Below are 14,608 nucleotides of genomic sequence, written 5' to 3' on the forward strand. Positions count from 1 at the left end.
AAGCCCATTTGGGCTTATACCCGAGACTAGAAGCCCATTTGGGCTTATACCCGAGACTAGAAGCCCATTTGGGCTTATACCCGACTGTAGCAGCCTGCTTCCTCAACTGGATGCGCACCAACAACGCGCTCCTCACGACCTGGGCGCAGCGCACCACCCTCGCGAGCGCGAGACAGGACGGTCCGATGGGCGTTGCCCCTGAGCTCACCGCCAACCTGTGCAACCAGCCGCACGCGTCGGCGTGGCCCCTGAGCTCACCGCCAACCTGTGCAACCAGCCGCACGCCGACGCGTGGAACAGCATCCCCTATCATTGAGCGGGTAGATGCTGCGGGCCCAGTGGAAGGCGCGAACGAACGGTGTCTCGAGAGCCGAGGCACAAGCCCGCGAAGCGCTTCGACGCGATGAGAGGCGTGAGCGAGAAGTGCCCGAGCATCACGCGGGAGGCGGGTTACCTGCCACGGCCTCCACTGCCGCGCGAAACCGCGGCGGATCGATAGCGGGATAACGATACAGCCTCGGTTCTATGCACGCAAAGAGGTGCAGAAGCTCCGCAGGTTCCACCAGGCCGTGCTCCAGCATCGAGGTCACGTCGTGCACATCCTGGACGTGACCCCGTTCGATCTTGGCGAGCGCCTGCGCGTAGAAGTCGTAGTGGTAGAAATCTGCCTTTCCCACCTGGGTGATGAAACGGCTGCGCTCCTCCCATCCTGGAAGCTCAGGAATGAAGTCGGATGGCGCCGCGATCTCGACATTCAGGTGCAGTCGCTCCTTGAGAGCGGGAATCGCACGATACAGCGCATCTTCGTCCGGAATGAAGCGCAGATCGACGTCGAGCGTGGATGGTCGCCAGCCGAGCAGAACCGCGCTTGCGCCTCCAGTGAGATACACGCACACGCGCTGGCGAGCAGATCTGCCGAATTCGCCCATGAACTCGACTATGGTCTGCTCATCGGCTAGTCCGCGCATTCGGCGGCCCTCTCGAAGCTCACGAGACGGCGTATCAGCGCGTTGTACCGTGCGTGGGCCCCATCGCCGAACTCCTCGGACAGGCGCGCGTAGAGACGATGCTCGGGGCCTTCGACCATGGGCACGGTCAGCCCCAGGGCGCGAAGGCGGGGAGCACCGACGCAGAGCAGGAGTGATGCAACGGTCTCGCGCCCCGAGGCGAGGTCTTCGAGTCCTTGTGCCACGAGCTCGTATCCCGGCAACCCGTCGAAACGCATACCGCCATTGTAGCGTGAGGGGCAAGACTCGCACAAGATCGAGACGATGTCGAGAACACCGCACCAGGAAAAGTTGGAGGAGCGACCACCCACGATCTGCGCTCGCCCGCCGCTTTTCTCTCTCCAGGGCACTCGAGCGGGGTCCCGTCCGTCACCCCACGGGGTTCAGCGTGTGGATGGACGAGTCGGTGGAGCCGGAGTGTGGCTGGGGCGCGTCGCAGGCCCAGCGCGCGCTTTGCAGCCCCCGTCGACCTCTCCCTGGAAGAGCTTGCGCTCACGATCGGCCCCGCAGACGTCCTCAATCCGTGCACCTCGCTCCCCCGCGTGCTCCGCCAGGCACACGATTGCCCGCTGGTATAGGGAATCGAACACGGGGGTCAAGACCGAGACGGCAATGAGGGTCACGGCCGCGTAGACATTCGCAGCGAGAAGGCCTCAGGGGGCATGGGAGGAGAGGCTCGCCCGTTGAGGGTGAAGCCCTTCCGAGAAGGTCTCGCGGTGGCCTACATCTTCCGCTCCCCATGACCGTCAGACAGGCTCGGGCTCCAGCGCAACCACGACGTCGAAGGGCCACATCCTCCCGAGGCAGGGACGGGCAGATACAGCGTTCAGGCGCTACTCGAAATCGATCCGAAAAAGCCGCCCCTGCGCCGTCCCGAAGACAACGGCGGCGACATGATCAATGAACGTGGCCGCCGTCGGTTCGTCTGCGGAGGGGGCCAGGTCGACGACCCCGACGGGGCGATCGCCAGCGACATCCCAGAGCTCGACCAACGCCCCCCGAAGCGCAACCGCGCGCGCGCGCTTCGCGTCAGCGGCGACAACCTCGTCTGAAGGGGCGCTCCGCGACCGTGGGCGCGGAATGAAGTCGCCTTCTCGCGAAGGGCGCAGCGTGCCATCAGCGATGTCGAAGACCTTCGAAGTTCGCTGACCGTTCACGAGACCGAAAACACCGCTCTCGTCGAACGAGAGCTCAAAGCTGCCGTGTCCGAACAGCCACGCCCCGCCGCCCATCTCGTCGGGCGTGCGCGTGACCTCCCAGCGCCATGCGTTGCAGCGCGCGTCCCACAGGGCGATCGAGGCGCTGCAGTGCACCACGGTGCCCGCGTCCGGATCCGCGATTTCGATCCAGTCTCGTCCGAGCACGAAGAGAAGCAGCGATCCGTCTCGCGACACGGCACGGAGCTCAGCCTCGTCGACCGACACCTGCGCGCGGGCGCGCGCGATCTCCGACGCGGGCGGGACCCAGGGGATCGCAACGTCAACTACCGTCTCTCCGGTGGCCGGATCGACGATCCACGCAATCGGGTTCCACGCGTAGTAGATCTTGTCGTCATCATAGCGGTGCTCGACACGGCGCTCCGCCTCTACGTGCACACGCCTGCCATCAGGAAAGGCGCGCAGTGCAACGATGCGTCGAGGGTGCGTGTCATTCTGCCGCGAGGCGGCCGTCGCCGGCGAGAGCTCGCGGAGCTGTACAATCACAGCGGTGTCAGGGGCGGCGCATCACGATCCCAGGCGCTGATCAGCACCAGCGCCGGCTTCAAGAAGAAGACGAGCATCAGGCGGACCTGTTTCGTCACGGCTTCACTCCCGCGATCAAGAGCGCCCACCCACCTCGGCGCGCAGGACCAGGTGAAGTCGCAGCGTCTGACCGTCACGGGGAGCGACCTCGAGCCGCGTCTCCTGAAAGCCTGTCTTGCGGGCAGACACGGTTCCGTCTCCAGCCCCCACGGTCACCGAGAATCCTCCATCCGGACCTGTCTTCACGGTCGCTGCGTCGGTGGCGGTGGTCACGCAGACCGTGGCGTCAGCCACTGAAGCGCCCGCTCCGGTGGTTACGAAGCCATTCACCACGCACCCGATGGGGTGTGACGCGCCTCCCTCGGTCGGCGTCACGACCATGAAGGCGAGTAGCACGAGTAGCCCAAGGAGACGACGCATGGGCGCGCTCTTCGCCCGCCGACGCAAGGGTCCTTCCCTACATTCTCATACCGCGTCACACCGCCTGCACGTCGCGCGTTCCCACCTTCGCGCGAACGCGCCACGAGCCAGACCCATGTGGGCGCACAGAACGCTCGACAGCTTCTCCGGACGAGGCATGCGTGGTGGCTCTGCTCGATGCGGTGACGCAACAGCGTCTCTCCTTCCCGACACGGGCCTCCGCTTCGGGGTGCTCGCCGCCACGACCGACACGCCTGCCCACGAGCCCGCTGCAGGCGCGCATGCCCCCCTCGAGGTCGTGTCGATGAGCGTTGCGGGCTGCTTGCATAGGTCGTGGTCGTACAGCGAGAACCTGCACGAGGCGACTACCATCGAGACCCTCGCCGCCGCGTTCACCCGCACGCTGCAAGCGCTGCTCGAGGCGTTGCATCATTCAGTAGAAGCCCATTTGGGCTTATACCCGAGACTAGAAGCCCATTTGGGCTTATACCCGAGACTAGAAGCCCATTTGGGCTTATACGCGACTGCAGAAGCCCATCTTGAAAGCGCGGCGCCGTCAGACGCGCCCAAACTTGAGCGGCTGGGGGTTTTCTGATAGAACCTATCCTGATGCAGACGCGTGCTGGCGGTGGGGGACACCGGAAGAGCTCTCGGCGCGGAACGCTCAGCACGACGCTGATGCTGATTCTTCTCGCGTTCGGGGTGCTGGTCGTCTCGACAGCCTCCACCATCTTCTCGCTCAACGTGCGCTACGAAGACGACGCGCGCGACGGTGCAAAGCGCCTGGCCGAGTCGGCCGCGCGCCTGATGATTGCACGACTGGTCGCAAAGCCGGCGCTACAAGGGGCCGAGTGCCCCTCCATCAGGGTGAGCCTCGAGAGCTACGACGGGGGAACCGGCGTGGCCGTTCTCGATGCCGCCGTGGCGGAGCGCTTGGGTGTCCCGAAGAGCGTCAACAACCTCACGGGCAGCGGCAGCGTGCCCGGATGGGGCGAGACGGTGGTCGCTGCAGAGACGGCCTGCATCGTGGGCATCGGGCGCTATCGCGATCGCGAGGTCCGGACCGAGGCCGTGCTGCACGTGCCCAAGTTCCCGTACGTCGTCTCGTCGAGCGTTCCAGTGAGAGCCGAAGGCGTCCACGTGTTCGGCGTACGCGACCCGTCCGCGCTGAAAGCAGGCTTCGACGCCGTTCCCCCGGAGGCGAAGACCCCGGGAAACATCGTGACCAATGCCTTCGACAGCCAGGGGCCCGCCCTGAAGCTCGCCGGGAGCAACACCCTCATCGAGGGCAACGCCCAGTCCCGGGGCACGCTCGAGCTCGTCTCCGGCGCTGTGGTGAAAGGCGAGCTTCGACCGCTGTCCGACATCGCTCCCCTCCCTCGCATCGATATCGGCAGCCTTGACACCGGCCATCGCGCCGGCGTGAGCCGCATCGAGAAAGCGACCCTGGGCGAGACCTCGCTCTCCGGCTTCAACCGGAGAAGCGGCAACCTGGCCATCGATGGCGGGCTCAACCTCGACGGCGGCGTGCTCTATGTCGACGGCGCTGTCTCCATCCAGGGTGGGCTCAGTGGCGCGGGTGCGCTCATCGCCACAGGCCCGGTGGGCATTGAGGGAGGCGGCAGCCTGTCGGGTGCGTCCGGCATCGCGGTGGTCGCTGGCGGCGACATCCATCTACAAGGAACCCCATCGGAGCGCGCCGAGTTCCGCGGCCTCCTGTACGCAGAGGGGGGGCTGACGTGCGAGCACGCCAACATCGCCGGATCGGTGGTGGTGAACTGCTCGAGCGGCAGCGCCCGCGTGCAGATGAAGAGCGTCACGCTCGCCCAGAGCCCGGAGGTGGGAAGCGTGTCAGTCTCGGTCGTGACGCGAACCGCCACGGGGGCGGCGGAGGAGGGGGACCCGCTTCGTACCCGGCATCGCTCCACGCCAACCTCGTCTCGAACGGGGATCCGTACGGCTTTGGCGTGGCGCCCATGATGCTCCCCGTCAACGGCGCTTCAGACACCGCTCCCGTGCTCTTCACGGCGAACATGAACGGTCCACCCGATGACTGCTCCACGCCGCCTGCCGGATATCCCGTGACCCATCCGGCCACGGCGACCGAGCCCTGGATTGAGATCGGGGTGCCCGACCCGATGCCGAGCGACCCCATCACCCTGGGGTCCATCCGCATCAACAACCCCAATCCGAATGGGGCCTGCGACGAGGTCGACCGCGAGGGCGTGGGCTGGCAGCGCGCGTTCGAGGGCGACTTCACCGATCGAGAGAGCGCACGCGCCGCGCTCGTGCGCGTGGCGCAAGCCTGGGGATCGGGCAGCGCGGAGGATGCAACCGACCGGTTCCTCGATGCGTCAGCCCGCTACATGCAAGACACCGTGCCGGAGATCGTGCGCGTCTGGAACACCAACAGCCGTGCCCGCGCCAAGCCAGGAGGCACATCCGGAAGCAGTGGGGGCGGCGGCACGACCACGCAGAGCGTGAGCCGCTGGTCGCTCGACATCAATCGGTTCTTCACCCTCTCCGACCGCATCCGGCTGCTGTCGTGGAGGTCCCCGTGAACGCGCGGCGCGGCGCGCTGCTGCTCGAACAGGTGCTCTCGGTGGGGCTGCTGGCGCTGGTGCTGCTCATGGTGGCCATGGCGACCCTTCAATCCGGGCGCGGCAGCCGAGCGGCGCAGCGCGGCTACGAAGCGCAGGCCGTGGCGCAGAACCTGCTTGAGGCCCAGCTGGCCCGCTCGGTCTCGCTGCTGCCCGTTGAGACGCTTCCCGCGGTTGCTGGCCGGCTCTCCGACGATACCCCCTATGCCGCGGCACTCGAGGTGTACAGCGTGGCCGGAAGTGCCGAGGCAAGCGGGCTGAGCGACGATGACATCAAGGGCCTGCGCGTCCGCGTCGGCTGGAACGACAGCGAGGGATCGCACGAAGCCCGTTGCGAGAGCCTGCTGCTCAGGCTGCCGAAATGAGCCCCGCATACCGCCTGCAGAACCCCGGGGCGCAGTCTTGTCCAACCAGCGATGCGATCGACACGCGCATCGGGAGGATGGACGCTCATAGAAGCGGTTCTTGCAACGGCCCTGGCCGCCGTGGTGCTCGTGATCGTGGCTCAGGTGCTGTCGACCACCGCGCGGCAGACCCGCGCCCAGACCATGCGCAATCTCTACCGCACCCAGCTGGAGGTCGTGATCGCGAAGATGGAGCGCCTGCTCCTGCCCGGCCCTTGCGCGGGGGTTGCGTGGAAGCGCTCGGACACGCCAGGCGGGGCAGTGCTGGCGATCCACGGCACCCCGTCAGGGCCCTTCGTGGGCACCCCCCGCTGGGAATCGTACTGGCAGTGCTTCGTGTGGAACACCGAGACGGGCGAGCTGCGCGGGCTGCGCCGCCCTTCGGGCGGGTCGGGCACGGCCCCCGCGAGCACGCAGCCCCAGGCCATGACCGAACAGGAGATGGACGAGGTTCTGGGCGACGCGATGGCGCGCAACGGTGGCGAGACGGGTCTGCTGCTGCAGCGCGTCACCGATTTCCGCTGGAAGGTCGAACAGGGACCGCTCTATCGGCTCGAGATCGAGGTGGACATCCCTCACGACGAGAGTCAGACCGATCTGGGCGGGAACCGGCTTCGCATCGCGAAGATGATACGACCGCGCACCTAGAGGCGCGGCCTGAAAGGTCGCCCCGATCAATATGCAGCAGCTGGAAGTTCGGCCGATCCACCATCCCTTCTGGTCGCGGGCCTTCCGCGAGCGCTGAACAGGGGTTTTCGGCCAGGGTTCCAGGTTCAAGGAAGATCAACGCCGGGAGGTCAGAACCCGTGGAGCATCCCCACAGCCCGCACGCGCAGGCGCGCGATCTGGTGGACGCACTCTTCGAGCGACGCATCAGCCACGACGCATTCATCGAGGCGCTGGGGACGCTGCAGGCGAGACTCGAGAACGGCTTCGGAAAGCTCGAGGCGCTCCTGCCTGGCGACGACTGCCCGGAGGCCGTCGAGGTGGTCACCGCGGCCGCCGACGCGCTGCGCGATGCGTGGGCAGGGCTCGAATCGCTGCGCGCCCTCACGGTCGAGACGAACCTCGACGACGACGGGTTGGCTGACGGCGATTCCGAGGCGCCTGCAGAGCCTCCGCGAGACACCGATGAAGTCGCCCTCGAGCAGATCCGCCTGGCCACGGAAGCCATGATCGCGCTGGTGGGCGTGACCGAGCAGAACACGGCAGCCCTCGAAGCCTGGTCGGGCAGCCTGCTCGAAGAGATGTTCGGATGATTTCACAAGTCGGCGCCCCTTTCTAAGCCTCATCTAAGCCCCTCCTGGCATGCTGGTCACAGAACAGCGAGCAAGGAGACAAGAAGATGACGGTGAGCGCAATCCTCGAGAGCAGCAACCAGGGCAATGAGCCCATCGAGCGTGCAACCCCCTCGGCTCGAGACACGTCACGCGCATCTGCCCCCCGCTCGACCACGGTCGTCGAGTCGCGCGAGAGCTCAACAAGCCCCCTCACTCCCCAGGACCGTCGCGACGGTTTCACGCCGCGGGCCACTGCGCTGACGACGAATGACGGGGTGCGCCGCGTGCTCCTCGACATGCTCGGCGACCGTGGCGTCGCCAGGCCCGGCATGACCAGCGGTGGCGTCAGCGACGAGGCCGCCGCCTACCGCTCGTCGACCCCCGTGCCGCTCGAGGGCTACAACTACGACAAGCTCAACGACCCCAGCGTCAAGACCCCGAAGTACATCTTCGGACGCGTAGCCCAGGGCTACAAGCTCGACAGCGTGAAGGGCGACAAGGCAAAGGCCGAGGTGCTGCTCACCGCGATGCTGCCAGAGCTGCGGGCCAACGGACTCGAGGTGGTGTCGGTCAAGGGCGACCGCATCCAGGTGAAGACCGAGATCGGGTACGAGTGGGTCGACGTCATCCGCGCCGCAGGCGGCGACAACCCCGGCTGGCAGTGGGGATCGGAGGGCAAGGGCACGCCGCAGCCCACCGGGAGCGTGCAGGAATGGGCGGCAGCCACGGGCGTGGGAATGGATGGCGGGGCTGGCGGTGGCGCCGGCATGGGCGGCGTCTCCGGTGGCGGGTTCCAGAACCCCAACGCAGGCGTGCTGGGCAGCGCCATCGATCGCGGCGCGGTGATGGCCATCCTCGAGAAGTATCCGCCCACCAACGAGGGCATCCGCCAGGCCATGCCCGAGCTGCAGAAGAAGTTCCCCGGCGTCGAGCTCATCGAGCACCCCAAGCGTCTCGACAAGCTGAAGTTCCCCAACGGCGCCGTCATCGACGTCATCGTGAGCGCGGGCGCCCCGGACGCGAAGTGGGGATGGATGCCCGAGAACTGAGCGATGAGAAGAGGAATTGCCCTCGCCGGCGCAAGGATGCGGCATGCCGCGTCCGGACGAATCGTGCGCACCAGGCCCGCACCCTGTACCCGATGGTGACAGTACCGCAAGCGAGACGCTCCCCGTCGCGCGCGCAGCCTCTGAAGACGCGGTGCAGTCATCACTCGAGCTGCGGGTGCGCTACGTCGACCGACCAAGAGAGGTCGTTCCGCTTCATCGCGCCACGGTAGAACACGTCATCGACGGAGTGCATCTGCGCTTCCATCCCGAACCGGGCAGGGCCCGATTCCGCTGCCTGACCTCGTCGGCTCAGGTGTACAAGAACGGCGAAGCGGTGGACGCGGGAACGCTCGAGGCCGGGGCCTCCATCGAGGTGGGGCGGCATCGCGTGTTCCTCTGGGATGCGGGCAACCCGATCGCATACCTCAGGGGATACTCCCCGCCCTACGCCAACGAGATCTGGCCCTTGCCACCGGGCCTTCACCCCATCGGACGCGCGGGGCGACGGCAGAATGCCGTCCAGCTCGACCATCCCACCGTCTCGCGCGAGCACGCCACCATCACCGCCGACGCAGACGGTCGCTACACGGTCACCGGTGAATCGACCACCAACCCCGTGTTCGTGCACGGCGAGCGCGTAGAGCCGGGCACGAGCCGTCCATTGCAGCACGGCGATCTGCTTGAGGTGGGCACGCTGGTGTTCCGCTTCCACAGGCCCGAACAGACACCGAGCTCTACCGAAGACGGCGCAACATCGCTCGAGGTCCGCTCGTTCGGCGGCCTGTCAGTTCGAATCGCTGACCGCACATTGAGCGACAAGATCTGGAAGACCCAGAATGTGAAGTGGATGTTCGCCCATCTCGCATACACCTGGGACAAGCCCCTGGGGGTGGAGATTCTGCTCGAGGAGCTCTGGCCAGACGCAGACCTCAAAGGCGCCCGGAACAACTTCAACTACAGCCTGTCGACCTTGCGCAAGATGCTGCGCGAGGAGATGCCGCCGAGCCTCCAGGCCACCGAGATCGTTCTGCGCACGAGCTCGACGATGCAGCTCAACCCGGACCTTCTCGACCATCACGACGCCATCGCGCTTCGCCGCATCTCCGCAACGCGCCCCCCCTGCGACGCACAGAGCGAATCAGAATGGGATCGGGCGGCCGAGGCCGCGATCTTGTCGTACGCGGGGCCGTTCCTTCCCGAGTGCTACCTCGACTGGGCCGAGGCCGCGCGCCAGACCCTCGAGATCGCCGTGATGGACCTGGCGCGCATATTGCTGGAGCGGCTCGATGAACGACACGCATGGGATCAGGCCGTCACGGTGGGAAGCCACGTCCTCGGGCTCGACCGCTGCGCGCAATGGGCGTGCCTTCACGTGATGCGTGCCTTGAGCCACACCGGACGAGCCCTGGAAGCGCTGCGACTGTTCGACGCCAGCCGCGCGCACTGGATGCAGACCGTTGGCGTGGAGCCAGAGATGGCGCTGCTGCGAGAGCAGCAGCGCATCCTGACCCTACTCTGACGCAGGCCCCACCCGCACCGTGTCGGTGGAATCATCGTGATCGTCCAGCGCGTCGATGAGTTCGAGAACCCGCCCGGCACTGGCATATCGGTTGGCGGGATTCGTGTCGAGGAGCACCGACACGACTGCGGCAAGGCCATCGGGAAGGCCCGGCACCTCGAGTGCAGGCGCCTTCGCGGAGAGCTGCTGGCGGACCACCGCGTCGAGATCCTTCCCACGAAAAGGTCGGGTGCCGCTCAGCAGCTCGTAGATGATGATTCCGAGGCTGTAGAGATCTGCCCGTCGATCGACCTCGGTTCCACTCGCCTCGAGCTGCTCGGGAGCCATGTATCCAGGCGTGCCAAAGGCCTCGCCGGTGATGGTGACTGCGTCTCCCCCACGACGGCGAGCCAGGCCGAAATCGAGAATCTTGACCTGGTCGCCAAAGATCATGATGTTCTCTGGCTTCAGGTCGCGATGCACGATGCCGCGCGCATGCGCAAACTCGAGCCCCGCGATGATGGCGCGGATCCACAGGCGACAGGACAGCCACGGCAGGCCTGCCGGATCGATGTGGGCACGCAAGGTGCGCCCAGGCACCAGCTCCATGATGACACACGCCAGACCGTCGCGCTCGATGTAGTCGTAGCAGCGGGGAAACGTGGCGTGCTGCAGCTGGCCGAGAAGGCGGAACTCGCGACGGAAGCGCTCGACGGCGACGGTGTCGTCTTCATCATCGAAGTAGATCACCTTGGCGGCATAGGCCCCTCCCCGTTCATCGACGACGCGATAGACGGCCCCCGTGCCTCCCTTGCCCAGCCGACGTTCCACCCGATAGGCGCCGAGGTGCTTCCCGAGCAGCGGGTCACCACTGGTCTCGAGCTGCGAGGAGAGGCTCTCGAGCCGATCACCCGTCTCCCGTGCCTGGCGTCTCCAGCGCCAGATGACCCCGCTGAGGCCCACGAGTACCAGTGCTGCGAGACCCCACAGATAGGGGTGCGCGGTGACGGTGTCTGCCAGCGAGACGGTCCAGGTCGCTGCCGGGAGCGCATAGCGCCCGACGCTCGGCAGGCGCTCACTCCCCCAGTCCTGGGCGGCCACAGGAACACGAACATCCGCGTGGCCCTCGCAGCGCAGCACGAGGGTGCCCGCCGCGTACTGCACGGGACGCCCCGCTCGATCACGAAGGAGCGGTGGGGAGACCCGCAGGGGCGTTCCCGAGCGCCCCAGGAACGAGAGCCCCATCGGGCCGTCGACGAAGACCTGACACGCGGGGAACGCCTCGAGGGTGAGGGTGACCTCTTCGGCCGGCGGTGCGGCAGACACGCCCCCCGAGGTCAGCAGCAAGATGGCGATGACCCCCGTAGACGAGACGACGGCTGCGCAAGAGGGCAACTCGAGTTGACACCCCGGCAATTTCGCACCCCCCTGCTCGCAGCCCTCTCCAGCCGTCGTTCGACTCGTCTCGTGAGCCTCTCCAACGCCTGCTCGCTGCCACCACGCTCAGCCGCCGAGGCCGGACAGGAACGCCAGCACCTGTGCGGTGGCGATGACGTTGAACGGGAAGGTGGCCATGGTGTGATGGCCGCAGGGAAGCCACATCTCGCGATGGCGCAGGCCCCTTTGCCGGAGGGCTTCGTAGAGCGGTCGCGTCAGGTCGGGGAGACAGGTGGGGTCGTACGTTCCCGAGACGAAGAGCATCGAGCGCGAATCATCGACGAGGCGGTCGACATGAGACAAGGGGCTGAGGGGCGACCAGAGGTGGCGCAGCTGCTCGAGGGTGACGTGACCGCTGAGGGCCGCCCGCACGTGCTCGGTGGCCATCCCCCGCCAGACGACATCCGCGAACGACGCGGCCAGCATGACGAACGTGCCCTTTTGCAGCCGTGTGTCGTGGACGAAGGCCAGAAAGCCGATGAGCGAGCCAGCGCTCGTGCCGGTGACGGCGATGCGCTCAACCCCTTGCATCTCGAGCCAGTCGGCCGCGCGTCGCACGTCGAGCACGCCCTGGCGCACCGCCGCGAGGGTGCGACCGATATTGGCCGAGCAGAGATACTCGGGGCGCGCGACGCACGACGGCTGACGCGCGTGGTGATAGGGCGCGCTCACAAGCAGCGCGGTGAAGCCGCATCGAACGAGCAGGCGGCAGAACGTGACGTGGCTCTGCCATGACGCGGTCCACTCCGGGATGACGATGACCGCGTGACGGCTTCGTCCGCGAAAGACGCGCCCCACCACGGTATCATTCACGGGATAGCGCGAGGTCACGGCCGAGGGAAAGCGCAGCAACGCACCGTCAAAGGTGTACGGCCCCTCGAAGCGCGGCCCCGCCGAGAACAGGGTGTCGCTTCGTTCCTGCGCGCGTCGCACGAGCGCGTCGAGCTCGGCGACACCTCCGAGGCCGAGATGCTCGACGCCCCACTCGAACGGCAGGCTGGCACGGTCTTTCGTGGCATCGTGCAGAGACCGCTCGCGACGCCGTATCCACCGCGCGTAGGCCTTCGACACCGCTCCCGGTGACGAAACGCCATCGAGCGCGCGCCGCACGGCACCGCCGAGTCTGTCGCGCACCATGGAGCGATCGTCTGACAGTGACATCGCCCCACAGCCTACCCTGCGGCCACACCTTCCTCACATCGAGAAGGTCGGATCAGGCAGACGAACCTACGACGCCACCGCGGGCGCATCGACCACGCGACCGAGATCGAGCTTCACCACGCGATCAGCCACGTGGAACCAGCGGTCATCGTGGGTCACGGCCAATATGGTCTTGCCGCGCCTCTTCAGGTCGGGCAATATCTCGGTGTAGAACCGCTCGCGGAAATCGCCGTCTTGATCGGCGGCCCACTCATCGAGCACGAAGATCGGGCGGTCTTCGAGCAGCAGCTCGATGAGCGCCAGTCGCTTGCGCTGACCGGTGGAGAGCTTCAGCCGTGAGAAGCCACCGTCTTCATATGTGACCTTCCCGCTCAGGCCGAAGTGCTCGATGAGTCGGTTCACCGCTGCTGCATCCGGCGACTCGACCCCGTACAAGCGGTCGAACAGGAAGCAATCCGGGAACACTGCGCCATAGAGCTCGCGCACCCGCTGCATGTGGCGCCAGTCGACGGCGTCACCGTCGACGCGCAACTGTCCGGCATCTGCCTGGTAGAGCCCGGTGACGAGCTTGAGCAAGGTCGACTTCCCACTGCCGTTGCCCCCCACCACGAACAGCAGCTCACCTCTGGCGAGGTCGAGGTCGACCGGGCCACACGTGAAACCCGGCTGACGATCGGCGCCCGGATAGCTGTACACGAGATCACGCCAGCTCAAGCGGCCGGGCGCGACAGGCTCGAGCGATTCTTCGACATCATCCGGGGCTTCATCGACCTCCGAGGAGAGCTCGCCCTCGAGCTCGTCGAGACGGCGCAGTGCCGCCTCGGTGTCTTGCAGCACGGGCAGCAGCAAGAGCGCGAAGCTCATGGGGCCGTACATGAAGAGGCACGCCGACTCGATGTCGCTGAGGTGAGGCAGTGCCTGCGGGCTGAGCGCAGGGAGGAGGAATACGACGGCACCCACCATGACATAGAGCATGAAGTCAGAGTACACCAGCGGCATGTTCGCGATCTGCGTGCGCAGCAGGGCGTCTTCCTCGATCTCGGCACCCAGCGCGCGGAACGCTGCGAACAATGCGTCATTGCGACGCTGATCGAGGCGGATCTCACGCCCACCGCGCAGGATGTGCCCGAGAGAGTCGACGAGGCGTGAGCGCGCGTGCGCAAGGCGCTCGAGAAGATTCTCGAACTCGGAGCGACGCCAGGCGAAGAGAACCCCGCTCACGATGAGGAGGCTCGTCACGAGACCGAAGGCGTAGACCGAAAGCCAGCACAGGTATGCCAGTGCAAAGGCGAAGGTGAGTGACTGCTGCAGGAACATGCCCAGCGGGGGACCGGCCATCGAGACCAGCGAGGTGCCGTCGGCAAGTCGCGTGAACAGGCGCCCTCGACCCAGCGCTTCCATCTCTCGCAAGCCGCTGTGGCACAGGCGGTCGAGCAGGCGCACCCGCATCTTGTGCACCGCCCGCTGCACGAGGTTGTTGGTGCTCTGCTGGAGAACCCTGCCCACCTGAAGGTACACCCCGACCGCGAGGGCGTACGGCAGGAGCAGCGTGAGCGCCGGCTTGCCATCTTCGGCGGTGGCCTGTGCCGCGCGCATGCCCAGCGACAGCGCGCCGGCGCTTGCAAGACCGCTCACCGCGGAGTACAGAAGGAGTCGGCGCCGCGCAGAAAGCGGCGTCTGACGGAACAGGTCGACGAGGCGCATGGGCAGTGTGCCTTCTGTTCCCCACCTGACGGTTCCTCTGCTGCACCACTGCTCTGCGCGGTGGTGCGGGCGCGCGCAGCCAACTCCCCGCGTCCTGGGCACAGGGGGCTTGACCCGGCCGCCTGCCGCCTGAACGACACCGGCTTCTGAAGGAAAGCACGCGCAGAGTGTGAATCTTCCTCCCCACGGGGCCGCTTGAACCGAATGCTTCCAGGCCCTCAAGATCAAGCGCGGTCGGGCCCTCCGAGTGCGCCAGAGTTCCACGGGGTCTCGCAACAAGACCTGCCGAACCAGAGAGAGCCCAGA

At 66.6% G+C, this 14,608-nt stretch carries 15 protein-coding genes; 8 read left to right on the forward strand and 7 right to left on the reverse strand.

Annotated elements, in window-relative coordinates; genetic code table 11:
• Positions 1-434 precede the first annotated feature (434 nt).
• The 4 genes from EB084_08205 to EB084_08220 all read right to left on the reverse strand — a co-directional run bounded on the left by EB084_08205 (position 435) and on the right by EB084_08220 (position 3,169).
• Positions 435-968: a hypothetical protein gene (locus EB084_08205; GenBank protein ID NDD28230.1), complete on the reverse strand. Its 534-nt coding sequence runs from the start codon at positions 966-968 to the stop codon at positions 435-437.
• On the reverse strand, positions 956-1,318 hold the full coding sequence (locus EB084_08210) for a hypothetical protein (protein ID NDD28231.1): 363 nt from the start codon (positions 1,316-1,318) through the stop codon (positions 956-958). Before EB084_08210 ends, EB084_08205 begins: the two co-directional genes overlap by 13 nt.
• 522 nt (positions 1,319-1,840) lie before the next feature.
• Positions 1,841-2,710, reverse strand: a complete 870-nt coding sequence (locus tag EB084_08215; protein ID NDD28232.1) for a hypothetical protein — start codon at positions 2,708-2,710, stop codon at positions 1,841-1,843.
• Positions 2,711-2,824: 114 nt separating this feature from the next.
• A complete protein-coding gene (locus EB084_08220; GenBank protein NDD28233.1) occupies positions 2,825-3,169 on the reverse strand; it encodes a carboxypeptidase regulatory-like domain-containing protein in 345 nt (114 codons plus the stop codon).
• A gap of 157 nt (positions 3,170-3,326) precedes the next feature.
• Between EB084_08220 and EB084_08225 the strand changes: the two genes are divergently transcribed.
• The 8 genes from EB084_08225 (at position 3,327) to EB084_08260 (ending at position 10,021) form a co-directional block, all read left to right on the forward strand.
• Positions 3,327-3,764 carry a hypothetical protein gene (locus EB084_08225; GenBank protein NDD28234.1) on the forward strand — a complete coding sequence of 146 codons (438 nt, stop codon included), beginning with the start codon at positions 3,327-3,329 and terminating at the stop codon, positions 3,762-3,764.
• An 83-nt stretch (positions 3,765-3,847) separates the two neighbouring features.
• Positions 3,848-5,149, forward strand: a complete 1,302-nt coding sequence (locus EB084_08230; GenBank protein ID NDD28235.1) for a hypothetical protein — start codon at positions 3,848-3,850, stop codon at positions 5,147-5,149.
• Complete coding sequence (locus tag EB084_08235) at positions 5,137-5,730, forward strand: hypothetical protein (protein NDD28236.1); 594 nt, start codon at positions 5,137-5,139, stop codon at positions 5,728-5,730. The genes EB084_08230 and EB084_08235 overlap by 13 nt, the downstream gene beginning before the upstream one ends.
• Complete coding sequence (locus tag EB084_08240) at positions 5,727-6,134, forward strand: hypothetical protein (GenBank protein ID NDD28237.1); 408 nt, start codon at positions 5,727-5,729, stop codon at positions 6,132-6,134. The genes EB084_08235 and EB084_08240 overlap by 4 nt, the downstream gene beginning before the upstream one ends.
• A gap of 51 nt (positions 6,135-6,185) precedes the next feature.
• On the forward strand, positions 6,186-6,821 hold the full coding sequence (locus tag EB084_08245) for a hypothetical protein (GenBank protein NDD28238.1): 636 nt from the start codon (positions 6,186-6,188) through the stop codon (positions 6,819-6,821).
• 158 nt (positions 6,822-6,979) lie between these two features.
• Positions 6,980-7,432, forward strand: a complete 453-nt coding sequence (locus EB084_08250) for a hypothetical protein (GenBank protein ID NDD28239.1) — start codon at positions 6,980-6,982, stop codon at positions 7,430-7,432.
• An 86-nt stretch (positions 7,433-7,518) separates the two neighbouring features.
• Entirely contained in the window at positions 7,519-8,502 is a 984-nt protein-coding gene (locus EB084_08255) for a hypothetical protein (protein NDD28240.1), read from the forward strand.
• Between the two features lie 43 nt (positions 8,503-8,545).
• Positions 8,546-10,021: an FHA domain-containing protein gene (locus EB084_08260; protein NDD28241.1), complete on the forward strand. Its 1,476-nt coding sequence runs from the start codon at positions 8,546-8,548 to the stop codon at positions 10,019-10,021.
• Here EB084_08260 and EB084_08265 read toward each other — a convergent pair.
• From EB084_08265 to EB084_08275, 3 genes are all read right to left on the reverse strand, one after another.
• Positions 10,013-11,395: a serine/threonine protein kinase gene (locus EB084_08265; GenBank protein NDD28242.1), complete on the reverse strand. Its 1,383-nt coding sequence runs from the start codon at positions 11,393-11,395 to the stop codon at positions 10,013-10,015. The two genes, EB084_08260 and EB084_08265, sit on opposite strands and share 9 nt — an antisense overlap.
• Before the next feature lie 108 nt (positions 11,396-11,503).
• Positions 11,504-12,598: a hypothetical protein gene (locus EB084_08270; GenBank protein NDD28243.1), complete on the reverse strand. Its 1,095-nt coding sequence runs from the start codon at positions 12,596-12,598 to the stop codon at positions 11,504-11,506.
• Between the two features lie 66 nt (positions 12,599-12,664).
• Positions 12,665-14,302, reverse strand: a complete 1,638-nt coding sequence (locus EB084_08275) for a cyclic peptide export ABC transporter (protein ID NDD28244.1) — start codon at positions 14,300-14,302, stop codon at positions 12,665-12,667.
• Positions 14,303-14,608: the final 306 nt, after the last annotated feature.

The sequence above is a fragment of the Pseudomonadota bacterium genome (genome assembly GCA_010028905.1).
GTDB lineage: Bacteria > Vulcanimicrobiota > Xenobia > RGZZ01 > RGZZ01 > RGZZ01.

Bases quoted from the DNA above. Each gene is read 5' to 3' on its own strand.
- EB084_08205 (NDD28230.1), bottom strand. From the start codon at position 968: ATGCGCGGACTAGCCGATGAGCAGACCATAGTCGAGTTCATGGGCGAA.
- EB084_08220 (NDD28233.1), bottom strand. From the start codon at position 3,169: ATGCGTCGTCTCCTTGGGCTACTCGTGCTACTCGCCTTCATGGTCGTG.
- EB084_08225 (NDD28234.1), top strand. From the start codon at position 3,327: ATGCGTGGTGGCTCTGCTCGATGCGGTGACGCAACAGCGTCTCTCCTT.
- EB084_08230 (NDD28235.1), top strand. From the start codon at position 3,848: ATGCTGATTCTTCTCGCGTTCGGGGTGCTGGTCGTCTCGACAGCCTCC.
- EB084_08245 (NDD28238.1), top strand. From the start codon at position 6,186: ATGCGATCGACACGCGCATCGGGAGGATGGACGCTCATAGAAGCGGTT.
- EB084_08255 (NDD28240.1), top strand. From the start codon at position 7,519: ATGACGGTGAGCGCAATCCTCGAGAGCAGCAACCAGGGCAATGAGCCC.
- EB084_08260 (NDD28241.1), top strand. From the start codon at position 8,546: ATGCCGCGTCCGGACGAATCGTGCGCACCAGGCCCGCACCCTGTACCC.
- EB084_08270 (NDD28243.1), bottom strand. From the start codon at position 12,598: ATGTCACTGTCAGACGATCGCTCCATGGTGCGCGACAGACTCGGCGGT.
- EB084_08275 (NDD28244.1), bottom strand. From the start codon at position 14,302: ATGCGCCTCGTCGACCTGTTCCGTCAGACGCCGCTTTCTGCGCGGCGC.